Genomic DNA, 26934 nt, shown 5'->3' on the forward strand with positions numbered 1-26934 from the left:
ACGTTCCCGACTAGGCGTCCCCGACTAGCTTTTTTTATTTCCCGCGAATTTTGTGCGTTGGCCAGCATATAAGCCTGCCACTACGAGCACCGTACCGCCGACGGTATACATCGTCACGGGCTCACCCATGAGCCACCATGCGAAGAAAAACCCGAAAAGCGGGCACAGAAACAGCCAAAGCGACGCCTTGACAGTGTCGATACGAAGCAGGTAAAACCAGCATATCAACCCTACAATTGAAACCGCGAGGCTGAGCCACAATACCGAGCCCCAAAAGACGGTGTCTAGTTTAGTAGTATTAAAATCGGCCATGAACAATGTCACAGGCAGCAGAAAAACACCGCCGAGGAAGACCTGCCAGCCATTGATGAGCAAATTAGGCAACTCCCATTTCACGGTGGCGTAGTAAACACTCGCCGCCGAAACCGCCACCATGCTGATGAGCAATAATGTAATGCCGCCTACGGTGGTATAGCTGTCGGCCAACAGTGGATAAGTGGCCACAGCCACGCCGCCCATTCCCAGAATAATGCCGGTCCATTCTTCGGCTTTTGGCTTCCTGCTCAGCCACCACGACGACAACAGCACAATGATCAGCGGATTGGTTGATACGGCCAGGCTGCCAATACCGGCAGCGGTATACTTCATCGCATACACGTACAGACCCAGGTAAAGCGTTGTATTGAGGAACCCAAACAGCGCAAGTTGCTGCCATTCGCTTTTCGTAGGCAGCCGGTAGGCTTTATCTTTGACAAACAGGTAGGAAAATGATAGCAGCAAGATACCAGCTATAAAGAACCTAACGTTTGCCAGTATCAAAGGAGCCGCCGATTGCACACCAAACTTCGTTGCCACGGAGGCCGACGACCAGAGAATGGAAAAGAGAAGACCGATACCGATGTTTTTCACACGCAAGAATAATAACGATCCAAAATTACAAGTTGTACTTCGGCTTCCGCCCCCACTTTTTATATTTTTGGGTATGATTAACAAAAAAAATGCGCTGCGGGCGGTGCTGATGGCCCTGCTTTGCGTCCCGGCGCTGCATGTGCATGCCCAGAACCAGTGGACTTACGACTTCAACAACGGCTTCCTGCCTATTGAAAGTGGCGGCCCGGCGCTAAAACCGCTCGGACGCCCCGGGCAAATTGTCAAAGAACAAATTCCCGGCTCCGATTACCTTTCCCGATCAATTTATGTTTTTGAGAAAAATAGCGGGCTGCAATTCAACAGTGGGGAAGCAAAGGGATTTCTGAACAAATCATTCACGGTCGAGGTCTATTTCAAGCTCGATTCGCTCGATATCTGGAAACGTGTGCTCGATTTCAAGAATCGCAAGAGCGATTACGGGACCTATATTTATCATGGCAAACTCAATTTTTTCAATTTTGCCATGAGTGAAAAGGTCGCGGTGCGCGCGAAGCAGTGGGTGCATTACGTGTACTCGCGCGACTACGAGACAAAAGTTATTCGAATGTACATCAATGGAGTCCTGAAACTGGATTTCAAGGACCCGGGCACCGAAGGTGTACTCGACGCCGACCAGGTGCTGAATATCTTCCAGGACGACCTCATTGCCGGCAACGAATCCAGCTCGGGAACCGTGGCGCTCGTCCGCATTTACGACCGGGTAATGACGCCCGTATTTGTGCGCCGTAGCTATCAGTCGATCTCGAAGACTTTCAAAGAACCCGTCGCTCAAAAAGAAGAACCGAAAGAAGAACCGAAACCGGTAGAAGAAAAGCCCGAGCCCCCCCGGAACAAGAACCTGGCGGTGGTAACGGGCCGCGTTTACGACGGGCGCAACCTGAAACCCGTCAACGACGCGGAGGTGCATGTGCGCAAATCGGCCAACGACTCGCTGGTGGCACATACCAAGACCGTCGACGGAGTATATAATGTGGAACTGCCCCCGCACGAAACTTACCGCATTACCGCACAGGCCGATGGTTTTCAATCCAAAAGCGTGACCGTTCGCACCAACAACCGCTTTGAAGAAGTGAAGGCGCTCATGAATATGGCACCCGAAACACATTCCACACCGCTTTCGACACTCTATTTCAGTCAGGGAACCGAAGTATTGGAGGATAGCGCCCTCGCCGATCTGGACTCGATCGTAAACTATTTCCAAAAGCGGCAGGATTTGCGGCTGGTCCTGAAAGGCCATACCGACAACACGGGGAGTTTTGAAAAAAATCTAGAACTCTCCAACAAGCGCGTGGAGACTGTGAAGACCTACCTCATCGGTAAAGGCATTATCGCCAACAGGATCGAGGGATCGGGCTACGGCTCGGCGCAACCCAACCAGGTCAACCGGACAGAGGCGACGAAAAAGTCGAACAGAAGAGTGGAAGTTTGGGCGGAGCCGGTAAAAAGATAAAGCCATCTCATGGAGATGGCTTTATACTGACTATTCCTAAACCCTTAACCTTTTCTTATCTTTTATATCTTTTTAGCTTTTCAGCTGTTTTTCCTTTTCTCGTTAACGTATCGGGCTGCCCGATCGTTTCATTGTCTTTGTAAAGTAAGAATACTACCAATAATACTCCAATTTTTCTTCTTTACAAAATTCAGAGAACTTAACCAATATACGGTGTTAATTATTCTCCAGATCTGACGAAATCTTGCTGCTTCGTCCTTTTTATTCATTTCCGGCGCACTTCGTTTGCCGCATTGCAACCCTGAAATTCCATTATAAAGCAAAGATAACAGCATTTCAATTTGGCTTCCTCGATTTATTCTATTTCGCTTCCGCCTTATTGCATTACAAATGTCGGAATTAATTTTGAAATTACAAATTGCACAAAAATTGATAATCAAAATATTCTTTGGAATTTTATCGCAACTCCGACACTTCAAAACTTATTTTATACTAACAATCAGCAATTAACTTTTATTAAATTTTGAAAAATAAACCAAAAACCAAATAAATACAATTCTTGAAATATTTATATTTTCTTTAAAAAGTACAATCATTGGTTATAATTATTCATTGTCGATTGTATCCCCAAAGTACAAAACGATGTAACCATATCGCCAGCTTTGTCCAAAATGATGGGTAGCTCCGCCATTTCCTCATTGGAAAAAGGTTTTAACACATAATCTACTTGCCTGCCACGTGGAAAATTATTTCCGATCCCGAAACGCAGTTTGGGGTATTCTGTGGTGCCCAATAATTCCTCAATATTCTTCAAACCGTTGTGTCCGCCGTGACTACCTTTGGGCTTGATCCGCAACGTACCGAAAGGCAATTGCAGCTCATCCACAATGGTTAACGTATTTTCCGTAGCCACCTTGTACTGGTCCATATAATACCGGATCGCCTTTCCGCTCAGATTCATGTAAGTAGTAGGCTTTATAAAATAAATATGCCTGCCTTTGTACTTCCATTCAGCGACGAAAGCCAGTTTTTCAAAAGAAAACTTAAAATCGTGCTGCGCCGCGAGGCGGTCGAGCACCATGAAGCCGGCATTATGCCGGGTAAAAGCATACTCCGGACCAATATTCCCCAGCCCGGCAATCAGATATTTCATTGAATAAAAGTTTTAATTTCGTCTAAGAGCACTTTAATTTAGGCTAAAATTCAGGGAAATTTCATGATACCCCAAAAACGATTAGTACTTAGCAGCCCCCTTCTGGAAATAATGATCAGCCGGCTTTGCCAGCAACTGATTGAAAATCACCAGGATTTTTCGAACACGGTTGTCATGGGTTTGCAGCCCAGGGGAATCCACTTTGCCGAACGCATCGTGAAAGAGCTTCGCGAAATCACCGGACAAGACATCCTCCTGGGACATCTGGATGCTACGTTCTATCGTGACGACTTCCGCCGCCGCGAGTCTCCGCTCGTCCCGAACAAAACCAACGTGCCCTTCCTGATCGAAGGTAAAAAAGTAATACTGATCGACGACGTCCTCGCCAGCGGGCGTATGGTACGCGCCGCCCTCGACGCCATGACCGCATTCGGCCGTCCAAAGGTAGTGGAATTGCTCGTACTGATCGACCGCCGCTATAACCGCGAACTGCCTATCGATCCCAATTACGTGGGAATGCAGGTAAGTACAGTGGAAACACAACGCGTACAGGTAGAATGGACCGAGCAAGGCTTCGATGCCGACCATATATGGCTTGTCGACTAGGCGCTCGCTCAATATTGCATTATGGCTGGTGACCGGGCCGGGAAGCTTCTTCTTTGGCCTCCATTTTACCTATATCGTCGGTTTTATAAGTAAGCTTATTGACGTAAAACACCTCGCGCCCCTGCACAACGGACGAGGTACCGATCCTCTGCATGCCATAAGCGAGGAAATATTGGCCGTACCATGGTGAAAGGTAGCCGTCTTCATTGTTCAGCACTTTTTCTTTCTCCGATTTCGGGTTGATTTTAAATTTCTCTGTTTCCACCACCACTTTGTTGCGGCTGATCACCTCCGTGTGGATCTCCCCTTCCTGCGGATAGGCCAGCACGAAATAGTCATCGACTGGTGTTACCTGCACCATTTCCTGCAAATCGAAGCTTGTCAGATCTTTAATCGTAATGGTATTGTCCCACATGAGCTTACCGCTGCGGTCGAAACCGCACACGATCGCGTGCGTGTACCGGTACCCTTCGAGCGCGCGCGCAACGTAAGGGCGCGACATTCCGCCGGAAATGATCGGGCTTGTAGAACGCTGGTTGGGATAATACACTTCGGCCACCAGCACAATCTCCTTCTCCGTCTGGATCAGCTGATGTACCAGCAGCCGGTAGCGAAACCGGTTTTCTTTGCCCAGGCTCTTCCGCTTGCCGATCTTTTCGAGCACCCGGGCCCGCCGTTTGGGCTTCATATAATTGAAGAAGTTCTGTAATTCCGAGAATTCGATAAACTGCGGTTCCTCGGGTGTATCGTCGGAAATGTGCGTCACAAAAAGTCCCTGGGAATACTGGGTACATCCTACCGAATAATTGCCGATCAAATAGGAATCGTCCGGATTGAGCGGCACAATCTGCCCTGAAATGAAGCTGTAACGCGGATCGCTCAAACTGGTCCTTTTTAGCAGTTTACCATCGTAATTGTAAGTTTTTATTTCAAAAACACAGTTTTTCTTCCGGTAAGCATAAGTGATCACGTTAATGTATCCGTCGATCTCGTTGATATCGACATTATTCAGCTCGGTATTCTTTTCAAAAAGGCCGGGCAGCACGCGGGTCGTGTGATCGAAAAACGAATGCACGATCACGATCGGCCGCGACCGGTAGTAGCCCGATACCAATGCCTTGCTCCCGATCACCTTGAAATGCTGCACATCGACACCCGAGAGCAGGTTACCTTTATAAGTATCAATGGAACCGTCCTGGAAATTCAGTTGCAGGAACAGGAATTTGTCGGTGTCAGGCTCCGCAAACAGCCAGTAACCACTTTCCTCCGCCTTATAAGCCATAACCGGAATATACCGGAAATCGAGTTTATAGGAAGTCCGCCAGAGTGCTTTCAGGGTTGTGTCATATTTTACAAACTCCCATTGCTCGTTGCGGTTTGAAAATTCGTTCCCCCGTATTACCGACAAAATCCCCCGCTCGCCCAGACTAAAAACCTCGAATTGCTCGGAAGAAGACGAGCTGGTCGGGATTTCCAGGCGGTCGGATTGCTGCAACTGTGCCAACACACCCCAGAGCGGCGCGAAGATCAATAGCAGCATTAATTTCAACCCGAAATAGTTTATAGAACGGTTATGCATAACTTCTTCCTTCAGGGGTGTGACACAGATCAATAATTAGCCTAATTTTGCATTCTGCAAGGCTCACATTGCTATTAATATTAGAAATAATTTCACTTAAATAAAAACTTGCGGGAATGTAATCCCCGATTTTTCATGACAATTGAAGCAATACTTAAGGAGGATATTCAAAAAGCCGTCCAAAAACATTTTCAGCTGGACAATCAGGAGATCATCCTGCAACCTACCAAGAAAGAATTTGAGGGATTTTACACATTTGTCACTTTTCCTTTGACCAAAGCGGCCCGAAAGGCGCCGGCTGAGATCGGGCAGATCATTGGCGATGAGCTCATTGCGTCGTCGTCGCTGGTTGCTGGCTTTAATGTCGTGCAAGGCTTTCTGAACATCAGCCTGAAAGACAGCACCTGGCTGGATTTGTTCGGCAAGATATCTTCGGATGAAACATTCGGTACACTGCCTTCGAACGGGAAATCGGTGATGGTGGAATTTTCTTCCCCTAATACCAACAAACCACTTCACCTGGGTCATTTACGCAACAACTTTCTGGGCGATTCCCTTTCTAAAATCCTGAAAGCGAGCGGCTACGACGTGGTCAAAACGTGTCTGGTCAACGACCGTGGTATCCATATTTGCAAATCCATGCTGGCCTATCGCGAGCTAGGCAATGGCGAAACACCCGAATCGAGCGGTATTAAAGGCGACCACCTGGCAGGCAAATATTATGTACTGTTTGATATTGAGTACAAAAAGCAGATCAAGGTACTGGTCGAGGAAGGTTTGAGCGAGGAAGAAGCGGCTAAAAAAGCACCGTGGATTCTGGAAGCGCAGCAATTGCTCCTGCTTTGGGAAAATAACGATCCCGAAACGGTTGCACTCTGGCAAAAAATGAACAATTGGGTTTATGAAGGATTTGCGGAAACCTACAAGAAAATCGGTGTAGGCTTCGACAAAACTTACTATGAATCAAATACTTACTTACTAGGAAAGGATATTATCGAAGAAGGTCTTCAAAAAGGAGTATTTTTCAAAAAGGCGGATAACTCCGTCTGGATCGACCTGACCGAAGAAGGCCTTGACGAAAAGCTGGTGCTCCGCGGTGACGGAACGTCCGTTTACATTACCCAGGATCTGGGCACTACCGAACTGAAAAACAGCGATTTCGGCAACGACCGCTATTTGTGGGTGGTTGGAAATGAGCAGGATTACCATTTCAAAGTGCTGTTCGCGATTCTGAAACGCCTGGGCCGCACGTATGCCGACGGTTGTTACCACATCAGCTATGGTATGGTGGATTTGCCTTCGGGTAAAATGAAGTCACGCGAAGGTACCGTTGTCGATGCCGACGATCTTGTTGGCCAAATGGTGCAGACGGCATCCGACCGCACGCAGGAGCTGGGTAAAATCGACGACTTTAACAGCGACGAAGCCAAGCAACTCTACAACCAACTGGCATTGGGTGCATTGAAGTACTTCCTACTGAAAGTAGACCCGAAAAAACGGATGCTCTTCAACCCGGAAGAATCGATTGATTTTCAAGGGCATACCGGGCCGTTCATTCAATACACCTACGCACGTATCCGTTCGATCATGCGTAAAGCCGAGCAGGCCGGCATACCGGCAGAGGTCCCGGGCGACAGCTATGCGATGCACCAGGCCGAACGCGAGCTGGTATTCGCATTGTCACAGTATCCTGTGAAAGTCCTGGCAGCCGCCAATGAGTTCGCTCCGTCGCTTATTTCGCAATATGCATTCGACCTGGCGAAGGTTTACAACCAGTTTTATGCGGAAGTGTCGATCTTCTCCGATCCGGATCCCGAGGCGGTGAAATTGCGCGTAGCATTATCCGGTGCGGTTGCGGAAACGATTCGCAAAGCTTTGGGGTTATTGGGCATAGATGTCCCCGAACGGATGTAAGCAACTTTTTTGAAAATCGGGCCGTATAGTGTTTTGGAGAGTTAACCCGATGATCCCTGCATGCAAATCACTTTCTAACTATATGTAATAACCATAACCAAAACCTATTATGAGCTTAATAAAGACACTTTTCATTATGATTACTTCACTGATTACCGGAATTTTCGTTGACAAGTCCGAAATAGCGAGCCGTCCGGAAAATGCTCCTGTTGCAAAACAAACGCTTTATGATTTTAAGGTAAAATCGCTGGTAGGCGGTAAAACCGTTGATTTGAGCAAATACAAAGGCAAAAAAGTAGTGATCCTGAATGTGGCTTCCAAATGCGGTTACACCAAGCAGTATGCCGACTGGGAGAAATTCTACAAAGATCATGGCGACAAAGTGGTAGTACTCGGCTTTCCTGCCAACAACTTCGGCGGCCAGGAGCCAGGTTCCAGCGAAGAAATCGCTACGTTCTGCTCTGCAACTTATGGCGTGACATTCCCGATGTTCGAGAAGGTATCCGTACTGGGCGATGACCAGGCGCCCATTTACAAATGGCTGAGCAACAAAGACCTGAACGGCTGGAACGACAAAGTCCCTACCTGGAACTTCTGCAAATACGTGATCAATGAGAAAGGCGAACTGACGCACTTCTTCGCGTCGAAAGTATTGCCTACCGACGAAGAGTTTACGAAGGCGGTAGGAATTTAAGTATATTCACTGTCGGAGGCGGCCTTTGGTATTCCGAAGGCGCTTCCGACAGTTTTTTGATACATCAACTATACGCAACTATGAAAAACATTAGTACCATTGAAGAAGCACGTCGTTACCTCTCGAATGCCAAACAAATTCTTCGCGAAAAGGCAATCAAAGAAGATGAGTTGTACAAAGACAAAAAGTATGTAAAAATGGCCGGACATACTGCTTACATAGGTGTTCTGGAAGCATTGGATGCTGTTTTTGGAGATAAGAAAAAAGGTAGGAAGAGTGTCGACTGGTATAGGGAAGAATTATCGGCGGTAGACAAAAAGATGCTCGCACTATTCATAGAAGCCTACAATACGCTTCATCTTGCAATGAGCTACGATGGAAATCGTATTGTGTCGGTTTCAAACGGAGGCCTCGATGTTGCTGAAAAAATCATAAACTGGGCTGAGCAAAAAACAGCAGCCTGAAATACCCGAATTAACAATACCCAACAATGAATCCCTGGATTGAAGCCGCACGTCCCCGCACATTACCTCTCGCATTGTCTTGTATTTTAATGGGCTGCTTTCTGGCTGCGGCCTCGGGGCAATTCAGCTGGCCTGTGGCTGGTTTGAGTGTACTGACGACCATTCTCCTGCAAGTACTTTCCAACTTTGCCAATGATTACGGCGATGCCGTGAATGGCAAGGATACCGAACTCCGCGAAGGCCCGCGCCGGGCTGTGCATTCGGGACATATTACCGCTGCGAAAATGCTGCGTGCAATCATTCTTTTCTCGGTACTGGCACTGATTTCGGGCATCACCTTGCTGACAATCGCTTTGAAAGGGGCGCCCGCAAACACATTCTGGGTGTTTCTGGGAATCGGCATTGCCTGCATTATAGCCGCAATCACCTACACGGCGGGCAAACGCCCTTATGGCTACGTTGGCCTGGGTGACCTCTCCGTATTAATCTTTTTTGGATGGGTGGGCGTTATCGGCAGTAACTTTTTGCACACGCATATATGGAACTGGGGCTTGCTCCTGCCGGCAACCAGCTGCGGCCTATTCGCAGTTGGAGTATTGAATATCAACAACATAAGAGATATCGATTCTGACCGTGCAACGGGTAAAAACTCGATCCCAGTCCGTATCGGCCGCGAGAAAGCCATAATTTATCACTGGTGCATTCTGCTGATCGGTATGCTGTGTGTCACCATTTACACGGCACAGCATTTTTCCAGCTACACCAGCCTCATCTTTTTCCTCAGCTTTCCGCTATTTGTCAAAAACGGACTGGCTATTTCCCGGCTCACCAAAGCCAGCGAACTCGACCCATACCTGAAACAAATGGCGCTTTCGACATTGCTTTTCGTGATCCTTTTCGGGATTGGTATTGTGCTTTAATGGCTACTTCACGAAAGGTTTGATCGCATTTCCCAGCAGGCTGTAACCCTTTTCATTAGGGTGCAGACCGTCGGAAAACAGCGATTCATCGATCTTGCCATCTTCTTTTAGAAATACTTTGCCCGGGTTCGCAAACAGCACATCGGCTTCGCCTGTGATTTGCAACAATTTATCATTTAGTACAGCTACACGCTGCTCGTGCTGGCGGCGCGGGTAAATACCCATCATCACGATCTGCGCCTGCGGCTGGCGGGATTTGATCGTTTCAATAAGCTGCTTCCAACCTGCGACAATCTCCTCGTCGCTGTTCAAGCCAAGGTTATTCGTACCGATATTGATGAAAATCTGTTTCGGCTTAAAACCATCCAATTCTCCGTGATAAATGCGCCACAGCACATTTTCAATGCGGTCCCAGCCGTAGCCCATATTCACGGAGTTTTTCCCGAAAGTGTTACCCCATGAAGATTCACCCGCCGCTCTCGGTCCTTTGGGCAAACCACCCCAGAAATGAGTGATCGAGTTGCCGATCACCACCGTTGTCGGCGAGGCTTTACGGTTTAGTTCGAGGATTTCCGAATGCCTTTTTTCCCAATCATAATTGTGCAACTCGCGCATTTGCGTTACCGGGCGAGTGGTGGAGAATTCGCCTGATGGCTCATGGAGAATCTTTCTCAAATGCTTTTCGTAACCATCAGCATATTGCAGCATCCCAAGGTCGGTCTGGTGCGTTCCATCCACCGTCGATTCAAAAGTTTGGCCGAAATCCGCTTTTGGGATCAGATATAGATTTTGAAAACCCTCCGATTTTAAGGTGGCGAATGCGTCTTTCAACACCCCATTTATTTCTTCGTAATAATGCTTGCTTTGCGGATTGATATCCTCTTCGGCGTACCCTGCGTGTTCCGCAAGTGCAATCGGCACTTCGGGGCGCTTCTGGCGCAAAGCCGTCACGGTGTTGATAACCCGTTTCTTCACTTCTTCGGCCGTCAACCCGAGCTTGGAATCGGGGCGGATGGTGAGGTTTGGCAGACAATCGAGGACATAAACTTTCGCATCGATCTCCGCGATCAGTTCCACCACCTCGTTTTCCAGCCGGCCATTTCCGGAAAAACCAAGGTTGATCAACGGGCGGTCCATTTTTCGGCCCAATATCGAGGTCCACGCCATTCCCGGCCGAGATGCACACGCACCCTGGGCTATTGAGGTCCCGTAAATTACGATCGGCTTATCGGGCCGCACGGCCAATGGTGTAAATTCCGTCCCCTGCGGCGTTCCGATTTCCAGCCATTTCACGCTATTATAAAGCGGCAGAAACAGCCGGTACTCCCTTCCGTGTTTGTGGTAATTATCGTTCGGAGCCAGGTTTTTGAAATCGTAGGTAATAGTATCTCCAAATGCATATTTACCTGCACCCCAACGCCATTCGCCATCGCTGCTCACAGCATACAGGTCCACGCCGCTCACACCCGTTGCAGGCATGTGCGGGAGCGCGTGCTTGCCCCCCACCGTGTAGCGAATCTTGATATCGGAAGAATTGGCACGGAAACGGATCATCAGCCCAGCCGATTGGTTGGACAAGTTCCAAACCACATCACGTACCTGCTTTTCGGCCCGCGCCGGCAAGCGGTCATATGGACTTTTCAACTCCTTAGCAGGCCAGGCCTGCCCCTCTACGACGGGAAAAGTAGAAGTTTGAGGATTCCACCAGACATACTGGTTACTCTGCGCTAAAATCTGAATGCTCAGCAACAGGCCCAGGCACACATTTGAAATTGATCTGAAAAGCATAAAATTGAAAACGGACACCGATGTATCGCTACAAAAGTGCCCGCAAGGCTATTTCTCCCGTTGGGAAGGAGATTATTTCACAATTACCCCGTCAGCAATAAACGTCAGTTCATCCTTCGGCTCGGTAATTTTGGCTATTTCTTCCTTGCTCTTGCCCGCGTCCTGCGCATAATGCTTCAAATGCTCGACGGGCACTGTCGTTTTCTTCGCTTCTCCTTCAAAAACGACGGTTTTACCGGTAATATCTTTGGGAACAAAAAATGCATAGTCTTTGAAAACCACCCGCATTGTTTCGCCATTATCCAGGTTAACCTTCATCCAGCATCCCTTCACCTGGCAAACCGATTCCACTGTACCCGTCACTTTCGCCTGTATTTCAGCCTTATCGCCCATCTTGGCTGGAAGTTCCGTGGCTGCAATCGCCTTTTTATCATCGATCTGCTTGCCAAAATTTCCCTGGGCTCTGGCGAAAGAGACACCTACAATTACCAGGAATATTGAAAGGAGTTTTTTCATGATGTAAATGTTTAAAAGTGTGTTTCAATAGGTTGGTTTAAAGTTAACACCTCCCGCAATACAATCAAAACCACCCTATTCCAGCACCTCGACCCAACCTTTGCAATGATTCCCCTGCGGCGTATCTACCACGTATAGGTACGTACCGTTGGCAATGCCCTTACCCCAGTCGTTCTTGTAATCCGCGGATTTAAAAATGGATTTGCCCCAGCGGTTAAAAATTTCCAGCGAGGATGAGGCGACGGGGACGATGAAAAGATCGTTCTTCCCGTCGCCGTTCGGGGTGATGACGTTGCTTAATGTAAATGCGGGTTCCGCACTGATCTTTTTGGAAGCTGTAAGCGAGCAACCGGCCGCATTGTAGGCTGTCAGGGTAATGGTATATTCCCCCGGAACCTCGTAAATGTAGTTTTTCACTTCCGGATCGGTCACCGGGTTGCCCGTACCCATATTCCATTCATAGCGCTGCGCTTTGCCGGTTTTGTTGGTTAATGAGTAGGAAAACGGTTCATTACAGGCCCCACCCGATTGCATTACCTCAAAGTCCGGCGCGTAGGATTGGTCGACTTTCACCGTAATTTCACGAAGCGGGCGGCAGCCGTCTTCATACAGCCCTTCGATCACGTAGGTCGTGGTTTGCGTCGGCTTTACGGTTACCGACTTCCCAATTGTTTCTTCCAGACCCGTGGTCGCATGCCATTTGTATTGCGGGGCGTTACCCGAAACTGTCAGCGTCACGGTGGCGCCCTGGCATACCTCGGTATCAGGCATATCGACGAAGTCGGTCTTTTTCTCGACATCCAGTTTTACTTTTTCCGTCACTTTGCAGCCAGCATTGTTGCTGATTTCAACCGTGTATTCCACTGTTTCCTTTATGGTAGCGACAGGCGTCGCGCTATTCGCATTATCCAGCCCCGTTGCCGGCGACCATTTATATTGCGTGCCGCCGCTAGCGCTCAGCTTCACGATGCTGTTTTCGCACACCATTGTATCGCCTGTTACTTTTGTCGCTAATGTTTCTACGATAACCTTCTTTTGAGCCACATCCATGCGCTTGCAGCTCAACCGGTTGTATGCCGTAAGCGTGACCGTGTATTCGCCCGGTTTGGTAAATGCATATTCCGATTGCCCTTCATCCCTCGAAATCGTATTTCCGTTGACCTCCCAGATGTAGTCAACCCCGCCTTCGCTAGTGTTCACGAATGTCAGTTCCAGGGGCGCACAGCCGCGGAGTACGTCCTTAGTTTGACCATTGTAAACATCGAAATCCGCTTTCAACCGGTCGATATCGATCTTAAAAGCCGCATTATTGCAGTTATCGCTGTTATTGGTTTCCGACCAGGCCTGTGGTGTTGTCGGAAAATGGCTACCTCCACAGGCACAGGTAGCGTGGTAAATCATCCCGTTTTTATCAAACCGGCTTGTTCCGCCGTCCACGTGGTCGCCTTGCAGGCGGGTGTCACGCGCGAGGCTCCCGAAAAACGTCGCGTAAAGCAGGGATTTAGCTCCCTGTTCCAGAATGGCGATGTAAAAGTTGTTTCCATTGGTAGTGGGCTGAATGGCATCTTCGGTAACATGCAAGCCGATGGTACTACTGGCCGCATTGTTATTGGTACCACTATTCACATTCCCTCCCCAGCCTGCGAGGTAAATATTCCCGCATTCGCTCACCAGAAAGGCCGTTGGCGAAATATCCGGCGTGCCGCGGCCGGAACCAATAATGGTCGAAAACAAGGTCTGAGTCAAGGAGGCATTCAATGCGTGCACAAACTGGCCGCTTTTCGCATTTTGGTACACACCCTGACTTACCGGATAATTGCCTGTCGTGAGCCCGTACACGTACACCTGGTTGCTTTGGTCTATATCGAGCAAATAAGCGCCATCCTCCTTGTCGGTGCCGAGGTAAGTCAATGCCGACAGCTGATCGTTCACAAAACGCGCTACGAAGCCGTCCTCCGTCCCCTTCAATGCCGATTGATAAACTCCGGCCTTAGTCTGCAAATTGCCGCTTTGAGATATGCCAGTAACGTATACTTCGCCATTGGCAGCGACTTTCAATGAATAGGCCGCGTCCCATTTGTCGCCGCCCAGGTAGGTCGACCACAGCAACTGATCCAGCCCGGCGGAGAATTTCAAAACCACGCCGTCCTGACCGCCTGCCAACTTGTTTTGCGCAGGATTTTTTATGGGGAAATTCGCCGAATTGGTGGATGAAACCACATACACCTGGTCATTTTTATCCAATCCTATTTCACCCCGAAAGCTGTCTCCATAGTTCCGGATCGTCACATTATTCGTCACACTCACTCCGTCGTTGCCGCTGCCGCCCGCAAATGTAGAGCCCGTAAGCTGATTACCGGCAGCATTCAGTTTGGAAACAAACAGGTCACTGCCGTTTGTCATTCCAATCCCCGAAATCGGCTCCACGCCGGTTCCCCCGCCGAAAACACGCTGAAATGCATTGTCTTTGGTTGGGAAATTTTTCGAAGACGTCGTCCCGAGAATCAGCAGCTCTTTCCGGCTGTTCACGATCAGGCTCGTCGGAACGTCTCCGTCATTGCCTCCCAGAAAAGTCGCATACAGCAGGTCAGAACCATCGGGATTGAATTTCATGATCGAAACATCGACCAAGCCGCCAAATTTGACCTGAAATGCCCCGGTTGTCGCCGGAAAATTAGTTCCGAACACCGTACCACCGGAATACAGGTTACCCTCATCGTCATACGTCGCGGTGTGGCCCCAATTGTCGGCCACAGAGCCGGAATAAGTTGAAAAAATCAGTTCGGGGTCGATAGTGAGCGGCAGTGATTTGTCGTAACCGGCAGGCAACTCAAAATGTGCAATATTGTCGCCGGAAATACGGAATGCCGAAGGAACCTCCATCGCACGTGCATTACTGCCCGGTTGAAACGAATACGGCTGCGCTTCCCGGATATCCCCCACCGAAGTTTTGATCACCATCTGCCCCGATTCATTCAACGAAACCTTTTCCGCGCCTTTGTATTGGAAGCTGATCCGGGAAGGGTCCGCACCGGGCTTGACCATGAATTCATATTTGAGTTTTGCCTGGTTGAGGTAAATACGGAGGTCGATATTGGGGTAAATATTCTCGTAAATCACCTCTTCAAAACCATTCACATCGCTCGCCCAGGTGCCAGCATCACTCCCCAGAAAGTAGTTGAAACGCCCTTTACTAACTTTTAATGGCTGGTACCGGAGCGTCGGAGACGCATTGAGAAACGTTACTTCCACGCCGTGTGCGCGAATGCCGGGCGCGCTCATATCATCGCGTGCGCCAGGCGCCTGAGTATGCCCATTCGCATGCATCGAGGAGACTTTCGCACCGTCATAAAGTACGTAAAGCAGGGAATGCGACTTCAAAAACAGGAATCCGCCGGGGATAGCGGCACGGAAACGGACATCGCTGTCCCATTGCCCCTTGTTTTCGATAAAATAGGCCGAAGCAGCCCGGGAATGGTCGGCTGTGCGGACAATAATCAGAAACGATATGAAGAGTAGCCGTAAAGTTTTCTGCATAGTCCGCGCGGCAAAGTTTTTCTATTTGAACGCAGAAACCGAGATGATATTTTTACAAAATTCGTATTCCTGCTGCACATTTGAACCTAGTAAAACCAACTGATTCTGTGTATTATCCATTACGCGATCGAGGTACCAATTGATGCCTTGCACATCCAGATTTGTTGTTGGTTCATCGAGAAAAACCACTGGCACATCCGAAAGAAACGCCAGCCCCAGTTTCACCCGCTGCTTCATACCCGACGAAAAGTGCCGGATAATCTTCCCGCTGGCGTGCGGCAGTTGTATAAAATCTTCAAAATCCTTCGCCGAAATACCATTCTTGAATGGCTTGAACTTGCCGTGAAACTCGATCTGCTCGCGTAATGTAAACTCCTCGATCAATTCGAGGTAGGGAGCAGCTATTACAATGTGCTTATACCAATGATCGGTCTCGATTTCCTTGCCACTTCCGTTGGTATACGTGATGTTGCCTTCCGAAACCGGGATCATGCCGGTAAGCAGTTGCAGCAAGGTCGATTTACCACTTCCGTTTGGACCTACAAAAACATACTTTTCACCCGCTGCGAGCTCGAAGCTGGCATTTCTGACAATCCACTCTTTGATGAACTTCTTTCCTATTTTATCGACTGTAATCCGCACTGCTTTCTGTTAATGTATTCCTGATTATTTGCCACCATAATAGTCCGCGGCTGCCTTCGCGATCTGAGCGATGACCAGTTCTCGCGTATCTATTTTCGCAGTAGCGTCCGAGACGAACACTACCACGGCAATATCCTTTTGATTATTTAACTTAATGATTCCCAAATCGTTCGTCGCAGCAGCCACTCCCTTATCGTTGGTACCGGAAGTGCCCGTCTTATGTGCAACCACCGTGCCTTCGGGCAGCAAACCTTTGATCCTTTTCAAGCCGGTAGGGCCTGCGACGAGTATTTTCCACAGGAAATCATGGCTGGGTTTAGAGAGCGCCTTGCCTTTATAAACAATTTCCAGCAATTGAAGATAAGCCGAGGGACGCGCAAAATTGGTATACTGCACATTCCAGCCAGCCTTCATTTCCTTTTCCGTAGCCACGATCGCAATGTCTTTCACGCCCAGTGAATGGATATAGTCATTCACCTTTTTGGTCCCGCCTGCCAGTTCAAAGAGGATATCGCAGGCATTGTTGTCGCTTTCCGAAACCGAGTAACTGAGCAGTTCGCCGATGGTAATATCAAAATCCTGATCCAAGCGCTTGTCGCGCATCGGGCTGTGTGTATCCGGGTCGAGCTGCGCTTTCGTGACGTGTATCTTTTGATCCAGCTTGTATTTGCCTTTATCCACCAGATCCAGGACAGCCATTGCCAGCGGAAATTTGAATGTGCTTTGCATTGGAAACTTGTGATCCTGGTTGATCAGCAATGTTTCCCGCGTTTTCAAATCCATAATTCCTACACCCACAATGCCATTGGCTTGCTTGCTGATCGCTTCGATTTCGCCTCTGAGTTTTGCCTGCTGGGCAAATGTGAGGGTTGGAAAAAGTAACAGGAGAACTAAAATCCGGGCAAGTCTGGTCATTGGCGTGAGTTTTAGCTGGATTGCTGCGGTTAAGGACGTTCGGCTTTGCGATCTTCTATGGTCAGTTTCACCAGTTCAATGCGCGTGTCCTGCACCGAAACGATTTCGAACGAATAAGGCGGCATTTCAACGACCTCGTTTTCATCGGGCAAGTCGCCGTAAAAATGGATCAGCATACCGGCTATCGTGTCATAGTCACCTTCCGGAAGCTCCCAGCCATACTTTTCGTTCAGGTAATCGAGTTCGTGACGTGCGCTGAGCATGTAGGTATGGTCGTCGAGCTGGCGTTCGGTCCAGTCTTCAGTAGTGTCGTATTCATCCTGAATTTCCCCGAAAATCTGCTCCACCACGTCCTCGACGCTCACCAAGCCCGACGTTCCACCGAATTCATCCACCACCAATGCGATGCTTCGCCGTTCTTCCAGGAACCTCAGCATCAGGTCCCGCGCGGGCATGGCCTCCGGCACAATCAGGATCGGCGTGATAATGCTGCTGATCTCCTTCGGTTTTTTAAATAGCGACAATGCATGGCAATAGCCCAACACTTCGTCTACCGATTCCTTATGTACAATGATTTTCGAATGCCCGCTGGTAAGAAACGCCGTACGCAGGTCCTCGATGCTCGCATTCACATTCACCGCCGATATCTCCGTCCGCGGGATCATGCAATCCCGAATGCGCAGGTCCTTGAAATCCAATGCATTGATAAACATCTTTTCCTCGATGCTGTGGTCGTCGAAATCAGGGTCGTCGGCGGAGATAATGTCGTCGCGGAGCGAAGGCGAGAGGATATTTTCCTTTACAAATGGTTCGATCACCCAGTAAAGCGGCGTCATCAACCACTCTCCGAAGCGGACCGGGAATGCTTTCAGATCCAGTACTTTCGGAAAACTCCGACCGATTTTAACCCAGCTCGAATAGCTGCCCATCCACAAAACCGCGAGCGCTGCGAATAATGCGACGATCAGCAGCCAGTTTTGCGTGCCCGTATTCAGCTCAAATAAAGGGAATACCGTGACCACGCCCATAAAACAGCCCAGTGCCACGGACAGCAGGCGTATCATCCGGAGAATGCGGCGCCAATAGAGCGTCTGCTCCACCTGCTCACTCTTCTCGTGACGGAACGAATACCGGTCGATCCACACATCCAGCAACACCGACCTTACCGCGCCGAAATAGCCCGCCAGCATGAAGAATACGATCGTCGTGAACAGGAATAGCAGGTTCATTTCTTTGGTTTTTTAGCGGGGCTGCTGACCGCCGACGGCCGACAGCCGACAGCCGATGTTTTAGCCTTTGATTCTCCTGCCTGCTTCGCGAGCGTTGCGGCTTTCAAACGGCTGAATTGGAATAGCAAAAAACAAACAATGCATAGTAGTAAAAGCCAGTAGCTTTCTAAAAGCCCGGCGCGCCGGAATTCGAGCACCCAAAGCACCAGAAAACCGAATGCGAGGGCCAGGAAAATCGTCCGGATCAGTTTGGAATTCATTAATGAAGGATCTGCTTAAACATATAGGGCCAGCGCCCTGTTTTTTCAATGATTTTCAAAGATACCACAGATTGCGCCAAAACGGTTATCGATGCATTAATCTTCGTTTCAATGCATAATAAACCATACATAACTCGGTCATTTCCCCCTAAAATAGCTAACTTGCAGGGATTGCCGTACAATTCAGGGCCGACACTTGAATTGTAAAATTAATTCTTGAAAAAATATCCTTTATTACTATGAGCGAAACGACAAAACGCTTTGCACCCGGTGTTGTAACCGGCGATGGAGTTAGTGAAATTTTCCGCCACGCCAACGAAAACAACTACGCCCTTCCGGCCGTGAACGTGGTAGGAACCAATTCGGTGAATGCGGTCCTGGAAACAGCCAAAGCGGTTAACAGCCCTGTTATTATTCAGTTTTCGAACGGCGGCGCTATATTTTACGCAGGTAAGAGCCTTTCCAACGCCAACCAGCAGGCAGCTATCGCAGGCGGTATCTCGGGTGCGATGCATGTACACCAGATGGCGGCATTGTACGAAGTACCTGTAATCCTCCACACCGACCACTGCGCGAAGAAACTCCTTCCCTGGATCGACGGTTTGCTGGATGCCGGCGAGCGTTATTTCGATCAATACGGTAAGCCTTTGTACAGTTCGCACATGCTCGACCTTTCGGAAGAGCCTCTGCACGAAAACATCGAGATCTGTGCTAAATACTTCGAGCGTATGGCGAAACTCGGTATGACCCTCGAAATCGAATTGGGTGTAACCGGCGGCGAAGAAGACGGCGTTGACAACTCGGACGTGGATAGCTCGAAACTGTACACCCAGCCTGAGGAAGTGGCATTCGCTTACGAAGAACTTTCAAAAATCTCCCCTAACTTCACCATTGCAGCTGCATTCGGTAATGTTCACGGGGTATATAAGCCAGGTAATGTGAAGTTGGAGCCGAAAATCCTCCGTAACTCACAAGAGTACATCAAGCAGAAATTCGGAACCGGCGACCTGCCCGTTAACTTCGTATTCCACGGAGGATCAGGCTCATCCCGCGAAGAAATCCGCGAAGCGATCGAGTATGGCGCGATCAAAATGAACATCGACACCGACATGCAATGGTCGACCTGGGAAGGTGTTCTCAACTATTACAAATCAAAAGAAGGCTACCTGCAATCACAACTCGGCAACCCCGAAGGCGCAGATTCGCCAAACAAAAAATACTACGACCCGCGCGTATGGCTACGCAAAGGCGAAGAGAGCATGATCGCTCGTCTGAAAGTGGCGTTCGAGGATTTGAACTGCATTAATCAACTGGGATAATTTGCTCCGATTGAAATGTTAAGAAAAAAGCAACCTGTGAGGGTTGCTTTTTTTGTTTGGGCTGAGGCAGCCTATCCCTCCACCATCATCCGCTTCCGGTGCGCTACGCCCCAATCGCGGAGCGTCTTGATCACAATTTCCAATGAATGCCCATATTCCGTGAGCGAGTACTCCACCACCACGGGGATAGAATCATAAACCGTCCGTTTCACGAGGTCGTTACTTTCCAGTTCGCGTAGTTCTTTGGAAAGCATTTTGTCGGTAATGCCCGGCACTTCTTTCGCGATTTGCGAAAAGCGTTTGTTGCCGAACATGAGGGATATGATGATGGGCAGCTTCCATTTGCCGCTGAGTACTTCCAATGCGTCGCGCACAGGCAGGATGCTTTTGGTGCATTCGCCCCAGGTGTGCGGGTTTGTTTCCTTCGTTTTTTCCATAGCTGAAATTTTCACTATCCTTTTGTATACTACTTACAAATGTATAGTAAATTTAATTAAGTTTGCATGCTGATTCGTTAACGGCACACCAAACTTAGATAAAAATGAGCGAGTTAATAAAAAAATTGAACTGGCGCTACGCCGCCAAACGTATGAACGGCCAAACCGTTCCCCAGGAGAAACTGGACAATATCCTTGAAGCGATCAAACTGGCGCCATCCTCAGTGGGGCTGCAACCCTATAATGTGATTGTAGTGGAGAATAAGGAACTGAGAGACAAAATTTTCAGCGAAGCTGCCCCTCGTCAGCTACAAATCCCTGACGCCTCGCATTTGCTGATCTTCGCGGCTTGGGAAAAACTTACTTCACAGCACGTGGATGACTTTATCAACCTGGTTGCTTCCACGCGGAACGTGAGCCTCGAATCACTCGCGGCTTACCAAAACAGCATTAATGGCGGTATCCTCAGCCGTAGCGAAGAAGTGAATTTCGACTGGGCAGCACGCCAGGCATACATTGCTTTGGGCCACGGATTAGTCGCGGCGGCTACTGAAGAAGTGGATGCGACACCGATGGAGGGTTTCGATGCGGCCAAGTTGGATGAGATTCTTGGACTTCGTGAAAAAGGATTGCGTAGTGTAGTGATTTTGACATTGGGCTATCGTGATCATGAAAAAGATCCTCTGGCGAATGCGAAGAAGGTACGCCGGGCGCATGAAGAACTTTTTATATCTATCTAACATTCTCTAAGTAGAGTTGGCGAGAGGTTGAAAGTCAAGTATGGTCAGGAGGCAGTCAAGTGTAGTCAGGAAGTGGTCAGGAATGGTCATGTATAGTCAGGGGTGGTCAGGAATGGTCAAGTATGGTCAAGTGTAGTCAGGAATGGTCATGTGCAGTCAGGGGTGGTCAGGAATGGTCAGGAATGGTCATGTTTAGTCAAGAATTGTCGAGAGTATAATGACAATACTTAACAATACCCGACAACAAATGACAACGCCTGACCAAAAATGACAATACCTGACAAAAGCAACACTTGACTAAAACTGACAACACCTGACAACAAATGACTCTCCTCCCATAGTTACAATACCGAACAAACGATATCATGAAAGTCGAAATATGGAGTGATGTAATGTGCCCGTTTTGCTATATCGGCAAAAGGCGCTTTGAGAGTGCGCTGGCGGAGTTTCCGCAGCGTGATCAGATTCAGGTGGAATGGAAGAGTTTCCAGCTGAATCCGCAGATGAAAACCGAACCCGGAAGGAGCATTAACGATTACCTGGCCGAAACCAAAGGCTGGACGCCGGAATATGCGCAGCAGGTGAACGACCATGTCACCAATATGGCTGCCGAAGTAGGTTTGGAATACAATATGGATAAAGCTGTATTAGCCAATTCCTTCGACGCACACCGGTTTTTGCAATTTGCCAAAACAAAAGGCCTCGGCGACGCAGCGGAAGAGCAATTGTTCAAAGCCTATTTTACGGATGGCAAGAATACCGCCGATCACGCCGCGCTGATCGAACTCGGAACTGCCATTGGGCTGGACGCAGCTGAATTGAAGACTGTCCTGGATGGAACGCGTTTCAGCGAGGATGTGCGTCACGACATTTACGAGGCGCAGCAGGTAGGCGCACGCGGCGTTCCGTTTTTTGTGCTCGATCGCAAGTATGCGGTTTCAGGAGCACAACACACCGAAACTTTCCTCAATGCATTGCAACAGTCGTTTGGTGAATGGGAAAAAGCTAATCCCAAACCACTCGTGAGCCTGGCCGACGGTGCGAACTGCACGGTCGACGGTGAATGCAATTAGATCGAAATATTTTATTCGAAAGGGGCATATCGGTATCCGGTGTGCCCCTTTTTGCTGCCTGGCTGCATCACTGGTACGGTTCTATAAGTAAAGTCAGTAGCGTGGGTCCGGAATGTCGTGTAATTTGTGCTAATTGCGCTAATTTGTTGCACAAAATACCACACCTCCAACCACCGCTATCAGCACTTTACACCCGACTTTATGCGTTTTCTGGCATTACTGCTGCTATTTCTGACCATGCAACACTTCTCCCGGGCCGGCGGGATCAGGGGACGCATTACCACAAAAAATGGCGAATCCCTCCCCTACGCGGGTATTGCGGTGAAGGGTACAAGCAACGGTACGATGGCCAATGAGGAAGGCGAGTACGAGTTCAGCCTCGCGCCGGGTAATTACGAGATCATTTTTCAATACCTGGGCTTCAAAAGTGTTTCCAAAACCGTCACTATCGGCAACGATTTCACCGAGCTGAATGTGGAGATGGAGGAGCAGGCGCTGAGCCTGCAAGAGGCGACAATCGGCAAGGGCAAGGAGGATCCCGCGTACACGATCATGCGCCGCGCGATCGCGAAGGCACGCTTCCACCAATTGCAGGTACGCGGGTACACGGCCAAAGTGTATTCCAGAAGCACGGGCGTCGCTACCAAAATTCCTTTTCTACTTCAAAAACGACTAAAAAAAGAAGGTGTTCAGCAAGGTAAGGCCATTCTGAACGAGAGCGTCGCGGAGATTAAATACCGCCGCCCCAACAATTACAGTCAGCGCATTATCTCCACCCGCAACAGCCTCGATAACAGCATTCCATCACCGAATGAGTACATTCTAGCCAGCTTGTACAGCCCTGAAATCGCGGGGACCATTTCTCCATTGTCGCCCAAATCATTTGCCTATTACAAATTTGAATATGAGGGCTATTTCGAAGAACGGGGGGAGATTGTCAATAAAATAAGGGTTATTCCAAAGGCTTACGGCGAAGGGGTTTTCCGGGGAAGCCTGTTTATACTTGAAGACCGCTGGGCGATCCATAGCTACGACTTGCAAACTACCACCAGCGGCTTGAACATTTCGGCCAAGCAGATTTTCAGCCCGGTGCAGGGGGTGTGGATTCCGGTAAATCAACAGTTCAAACTCAATGGCAGTTACCTCGGCTTCGCGGGGGAATTCCGGTACCTGGTTTCCTTAACGTACGATAAACTCGATGTCGATCCCGGTTTGCGGGAAGACATTGTCATTGCCGACCATAAAAAAGAGGATGCACCCAAAGTAAAAGGCGGCAAAGACCTCGAAAACCTGATCCAGGCGCAAAAGGAGTTTTCTACCAAAAATTTCAGGAAACTCACCAAGCAATACGAAAAGCAGCAGAAAAAAGAACAAAAAGAACAGCTCGGCAACGACCGGCTCGTGCGGCAGGATTCCATCGTGATCGACTCGATGGCCAACAAGCGGGACACTACCTATTGGCAGGCGCTGCGACCGATTCCGCTGACGCGGTCGGAGGTGTCCAGTTACGTTACCCAGGACAGTATCAAGGTCGTGAAAGACTCGCTGCGCATTAATACGAAGCCCGATTCCACGCATTTCAAGCCTATTCACCTGCTTTTGGGTAACACTTATGCATTGGGTAACCGCAATACGTTTTATTTCAGAAGCCCTTTCCTGTCGGTCAGCTATAATTCGGTGGAAGGTAATGCGGTCAATTTCATCACCGAATGGCAGAAACGCTGGGGGAAATCGTCGTACCTGAGCGTACGCCCGCTGGTGCGCTACTCGTTCGGGCGGAAGCGGCTGTACGGGAACCTGGAAACCAACCTAGGCGGTAAAAACTGGAACCTGGCATTGGCAGGCGGCGAAATGGCGACGCAGATCAACAGCCGCGAACCGATCCCGCCGTTACCCAATAGCGTTGCGGCCCGCTTTTTCGATCGCAGTCTGATGAAGTTGTACCAAAAACAGTTCGGCCACATTCAATACACGCTCCGCAATATCGGCGACATTCTGAGCATCAATACAAGCCTGGACTTTGAGCACCGTGTGGAGCTGCTCAACCAGGAAAGTGCGCGGCCCATTATCTTCTGGAGCCAGTTTGGTTTTACACCCAACCGGCCGGTTAACCTCGAGCTCGCTAATACCGGTTTCCAGGACCACAACGCCTGGATTTTCGACATTACCGCTACATTGCGCCCATGGAGAAGATACCTGATCCGCAATGGTGAAAAACGCTATTTAAGGAGTCGTGGGCCGGCATTTAGTGCCAATTACAAAAGTGGTCTGGGCTTTTTGGGAGATGTGGATTATTCAATGCTGCAAGGAACGATCCGCCAAAGTTTAAGCCTGGGACCGCGCAGCAATCTCGAATACCTGGTGAATGGGGGTGGATTTTTGAATACAAAAAGAATGTATTTCCCCGACTATCAGCATTTTATGGACAACGAGTTCTTCTTCCAGTATGTCTACCCGCCCGACCAGTTCCGGATGCTGCCCTATTACCGTTACAGCACGGCGAAGTGGTTTTTCCAGACGCATTTGACGTGGTCGATGCAGCATTTCCTGCTCACGCGCGTGCAGTCGTTGCGCGTAACAGGTATTTCGGAGACGTTGCAGCTGCATTACCTGCGCGTACCGTCGATCCGGAATTATACGGAAGCCGTTTATGGGATTGATAATATTATGCGGATCGTCCGGTTGGAGGCCGTCGCGCAATTCCATGGCTCGCATTTTCAAGGCATGGGATGGCGCGTCGGTGCCTCCTTTCGCTTCGGACGATAGTTATTTCACTTTTGTAGCCTTGAAACGCGGCGCAGTTTTAGGGACTGTCGGCCAACTGTTGTTGTCAAGGTCGATATCAGCCATGCGTTGGCTCGGATCGATCACGATCGCCTGAATGTCTGAAATGTTTCGCTCGATGGTGAAGGAATATTCAGGATAAGTCCAACCCCAGTCGGCCAGCTGCGTATTTCTGGAATACAGCTTCTCATTCTTTTCGCCGCGCATGATTTCGAGCGGAATGTAAAAATTCTCTTGTGTTCCGTCTTTGTAGCTCACCACCACATCCAGCGGCATGGGCATCTGGCCGATCCTTTCAAGCACTACATCCGTTTTCCCTGCATCAGCAACCACTTCCCGAATGCCGTAGTCGATCGTTTTGGTGGTTCCCACAAAGTTCTCCCAGAACCAGTCGAGTTCGAGTCCCGATTCTTTTTCCATAATGCGTTTCAAATCGGTCGGGTTCGGATGTTTGAACTTCCACTCATTGAAATATCGCTTCATTCCGCGCTGGAATGCTTCCTTGCCCATGATATAGTTGAGCTGGTTCAGGAAAACGGCGCCTTTGTTGTAGCTCGCAATGCTGTATGCCTTATTGGTATTATAATGGTCGGCGTGAGTCGTAAGCGGCTCCTCCGTCCCGGACTTCACCAGACTGCGGTAGCTGGTGGTAGCGCTGCGTTGCGGATCGCCTTTGGCCGGAAAAAGCTCGTTCATCACGATATTCTGCGCGTAGGTCGTGAAACCTTCGTCCATCCAGGGGTATTTAGACTCGTTGGTACCCAAAAGCCCCTGGAACCAGCTGTGAATGGACTCGTGGACTGTCACGCTCGTCAACGAATGCAGGTTCAGGCGCCCGGTGATGAGTGTCGCCATGGGATACTCCATACCGCCGTCTCCGCCCTGGATCACTGAGTATTGTTTATAAGGATAGCGTCCGAATTGCTCGTTCATGATCTTGAATGAACGCACCGCGAGCGGCTCCATTTGTTTCCACACATTAGCGAGCGTATCGGTTTGGTAGAAGAAATGAAGGTCTAGCTTATCGTCTACTTTCACAACGTCGTGTTGGTAGTCGCGGTCGGCCGCCCACATGAAATCGTGCACTTCCGGCGCAATGAAATGCCAGGTAAGACGATCTCCGGGTTTGTGAGTCACATTTTTGGTAGAATAGCCGTGGCCGATTTTGTCAGGATTCTGTAAATAGCCCGTTCCCGCAATGGTATAAGCCGCATCCATCGTGATTTTTACATCAAAATCACCCCAGATCCCGTAAAACTCACGACCGATGTAAGGATTCGCATGCCAGCCTTCGTAATCGTATTCCGACATTTTGGGATACCATTGTGCCATCGAATAGTCGATGCCTTCGTTATTATTGCGACCTGTGCGGCGGATCTGCAATGGCACCTGCGCTTCGAATTCCATATCGAAAGTATGCTGCGATTTCGGCAGGATCTTCTCGTTCAGAGTCACTTCGAGGATGGTGCCTACCACTTCATATTTCAGCGACTTTCCATTCTGTTTAAGGGAAAGCACCTTTTCGTAACCGATCTCCGAAGGCAACAATTTGGAAATGCGGTCCTTCACCCGCGAATCGGGGTCGCTGATCGAGCGCGAGCGGACATCCATCTGGCTGCCGGGCTGGAATGCGTTCAGGTATAAATGGTAAAATACCTTTTGAAGTGTATCGGGGGAATTGTTGGTGTAAACGAGTTTTTGGGTGCCTTTGTACTGGTGTTTGACAGCATCAAAATCAATCTCCATCTGGTACTTCGCGCGCTGCTGCCAACGGTCACTTTGTGCTGAAACCCGGATCGCCAGCGCGACCAGCATTAGCACGGATAATTTAAACTTCATTATAAGGTTAGTAATTTGATTAAACCGCAAATTACGTCAATCCCCTTGAAACTGTGCATCATTCTCCACAAAAAACCTCATTTTTAAGCGATTAAAGCGGTTTGGAGCATTTTGGGCATATTTACGCTTCTGGCATAGTGTTGGT

General features: G+C 49.1%; 22 protein-coding genes. 10 read left to right on the forward strand and 12 right to left on the reverse strand.

The features are described 5' to 3' along the window. Nucleotides 1-24: 24 nt before the first annotated feature. The gene (locus tag J2Y43_RS22345; protein ID WP_309987170.1) at nt 25-909 is read right to left on the reverse strand and encodes an EamA family transporter; all 885 of its coding nucleotides are present in this window, start codon (nt 907-909) and stop codon (nt 25-27) included. A 73-nt stretch (nt 910-982) separates the two neighbouring features. On the opposite strand from J2Y43_RS22345, the gene J2Y43_RS22350 reads away from it, so the two are divergent. Beyond that, on the forward strand, nt 983-2380 hold the full coding sequence (locus J2Y43_RS22350; protein ID WP_309987167.1) for an OmpA family protein: 1398 nt from the start codon (nt 983-985) through the stop codon (nt 2378-2380). Between the two features lie 592 nt (nt 2381-2972). Here the strand turns inward: J2Y43_RS22350 and pth are convergent. Then, on the reverse strand, nt 2973-3533 hold the full coding sequence (gene pth, locus J2Y43_RS22355; RefSeq protein WP_309987163.1) for an aminoacyl-tRNA hydrolase: 561 nt from the start codon (nt 3531-3533) through the stop codon (nt 2973-2975). A 63-nt stretch (nt 3534-3596) separates the two neighbouring features. Between pth and pyrR the strand changes: the two genes are divergently transcribed. Beyond that, nucleotides 3597-4139, forward strand: a complete 543-nt coding sequence (gene pyrR / locus J2Y43_RS22360; protein ID WP_309987160.1) for a bifunctional pyr operon transcriptional regulator/uracil phosphoribosyltransferase PyrR — start codon at nt 3597-3599, stop codon at nt 4137-4139. 19 nt (nt 4140-4158) lie between these two features. Here pyrR and J2Y43_RS22365 read toward each other — a convergent pair whose 3' ends face one another. Beyond that, complete coding sequence (locus J2Y43_RS22365) at nt 4159-5679, reverse strand: hypothetical protein (protein ID WP_309987157.1); 1521 nt, start codon at nt 5677-5679, stop codon at nt 4159-4161. A gap of 174 nt (nt 5680-5853) precedes the next feature. Here J2Y43_RS22365 and argS point away from each other — a divergent pair, with 174 nt between their 5' ends. The 4 genes from argS to J2Y43_RS22385 all read left to right on the forward strand — a co-directional run bounded on the left by argS (nt 5854) and on the right by J2Y43_RS22385 (nt 9710). After that, nucleotides 5854-7632, forward strand: a complete 1779-nt coding sequence (gene argS, locus J2Y43_RS22370; protein ID WP_309987155.1) for an arginine--tRNA ligase — start codon at nt 5854-5856, stop codon at nt 7630-7632. A gap of 109 nt (nt 7633-7741) precedes the next feature. Further along, the gene (locus J2Y43_RS22375; protein WP_309987152.1) at nt 7742-8326 is read left to right on the forward strand and encodes a glutathione peroxidase; all 585 of its coding nucleotides are present in this window, start codon (nt 7742-7744) and stop codon (nt 8324-8326) included. Nucleotides 8327-8406: 80 nt separating this feature from the next. Next, the gene (locus tag J2Y43_RS22380) at nt 8407-8790 is read left to right on the forward strand and encodes a DUF5618 family protein (RefSeq protein ID WP_309987149.1); all 384 of its coding nucleotides are present in this window, start codon (nt 8407-8409) and stop codon (nt 8788-8790) included. Between the two features lie 26 nt (nt 8791-8816). After that, nucleotides 8817-9710 carry a 1,4-dihydroxy-2-naphthoate polyprenyltransferase gene (locus J2Y43_RS22385; protein ID WP_309987145.1) on the forward strand — a complete coding sequence of 298 codons (894 nt, stop codon included), beginning with the start codon at nt 8817-8819 and terminating at the stop codon, nt 9708-9710. Between the two features lie 3 nt (nt 9711-9713). Here J2Y43_RS22385 and J2Y43_RS22390 read toward each other — a convergent pair whose 3' ends face one another. The 7 genes from J2Y43_RS22390 to J2Y43_RS22420 form a co-directional block, all read right to left on the reverse strand. Next, a complete protein-coding gene (locus J2Y43_RS22390) occupies nt 9714-11498 on the reverse strand; it encodes an SGNH/GDSL hydrolase family protein (RefSeq protein ID WP_309987143.1) in 1785 nt (594 codons plus the stop codon). 72 nt (nt 11499-11570) lie between these two features. Then, nucleotides 11571-12014, reverse strand: a complete 444-nt coding sequence (locus J2Y43_RS22395; RefSeq protein ID WP_309987138.1) for a DUF4920 domain-containing protein — start codon at nt 12012-12014, stop codon at nt 11571-11573. Nucleotides 12015-12089: 75 nt separating this feature from the next. Next, nucleotides 12090-15551 (reverse strand): gliding motility-associated C-terminal domain-containing protein, encoded by a 3462-nt coding sequence (locus J2Y43_RS22400; RefSeq protein ID WP_309987134.1) that lies wholly within the window; start codon nt 15549-15551, stop codon nt 12090-12092. Between the two features lie 21 nt (nt 15552-15572). Then, complete coding sequence (locus J2Y43_RS22405; protein ID WP_309987130.1) at nt 15573-16193, reverse strand: ABC transporter ATP-binding protein; 621 nt, start codon at nt 16191-16193, stop codon at nt 15573-15575. Between the two features lie 24 nt (nt 16194-16217). Next, a complete protein-coding gene (bla, locus tag J2Y43_RS22410) occupies nt 16218-17108 on the reverse strand; it encodes a class A beta-lactamase, subclass A2 (RefSeq protein ID WP_309987127.1) in 891 nt (296 codons plus the stop codon). Nucleotides 17109-17137: 29 nt separating this feature from the next. Beyond that, nucleotides 17138-18337 carry a hemolysin family protein gene (locus tag J2Y43_RS22415; RefSeq protein WP_309987125.1) on the reverse strand — a complete coding sequence of 400 codons (1200 nt, stop codon included), beginning with the start codon at nt 18335-18337 and terminating at the stop codon, nt 17138-17140. Continuing rightward, a complete protein-coding gene (locus J2Y43_RS22420) occupies nt 18334-18597 on the reverse strand; it encodes a hypothetical protein (protein ID WP_309987122.1) in 264 nt (87 codons plus the stop codon). The genes J2Y43_RS22415 and J2Y43_RS22420 overlap by 4 nt, the downstream gene beginning before the upstream one ends. Before the next feature lie 239 nt (nt 18598-18836). On the opposite strand from J2Y43_RS22420, the gene fbaA reads away from it, so the two are divergent. Then, nucleotides 18837-19916 carry a class II fructose-bisphosphate aldolase gene (gene fbaA / locus J2Y43_RS22425; protein WP_309987118.1) on the forward strand — a complete coding sequence of 360 codons (1080 nt, stop codon included), beginning with the start codon at nt 18837-18839 and terminating at the stop codon, nt 19914-19916. A gap of 71 nt (nt 19917-19987) precedes the next feature. On the opposite strand, the gene J2Y43_RS22430 is transcribed toward fbaA, so the two are convergent. Next, a complete protein-coding gene (locus tag J2Y43_RS22430; protein ID WP_223403666.1) occupies nt 19988-20353 on the reverse strand; it encodes a helix-turn-helix domain-containing protein in 366 nt (121 codons plus the stop codon). Nucleotides 20354-20457: 104 nt separating this feature from the next. On the opposite strand from J2Y43_RS22430, the gene J2Y43_RS22435 reads away from it, so the two are divergent. From J2Y43_RS22435 to J2Y43_RS22445, 3 genes are all read left to right on the forward strand, one after another. Beyond that, nucleotides 20458-21093: an NAD(P)H-dependent oxidoreductase gene (locus J2Y43_RS22435; protein ID WP_309987113.1), complete on the forward strand. Its 636-nt coding sequence runs from the start codon at nt 20458-20460 to the stop codon at nt 21091-21093. Nucleotides 21094-21458: 365 nt separating this feature from the next. Beyond that, nucleotides 21459-22166, forward strand: a complete 708-nt coding sequence (locus J2Y43_RS22440) for a DsbA family oxidoreductase (protein ID WP_309987111.1) — start codon at nt 21459-21461, stop codon at nt 22164-22166. Nucleotides 22167-22367: 201 nt separating this feature from the next. Beyond that, entirely contained in the window at nt 22368-24932 is a 2565-nt protein-coding gene (locus J2Y43_RS22445; RefSeq protein WP_309987108.1) for a DUF5686 and carboxypeptidase regulatory-like domain-containing protein, read from the forward strand. On the opposite strand, the gene J2Y43_RS22450 is transcribed toward J2Y43_RS22445, so the two are convergent. After that, nucleotides 24933-26789 carry a M1 family metallopeptidase gene (locus tag J2Y43_RS22450; RefSeq protein ID WP_309987105.1) on the reverse strand — a complete coding sequence of 619 codons (1857 nt, stop codon included), beginning with the start codon at nt 26787-26789 and terminating at the stop codon, nt 24933-24935. It lies immediately after the preceding gene. Between the last annotated feature and the right edge of the window lie 145 nt (nt 26790-26934).

Source organism: Dyadobacter sp. BE31 (genome assembly GCF_031457695.1).
GTDB lineage: Bacteria > Bacteroidota > Bacteroidia > Cytophagales > Spirosomataceae > Dyadobacter.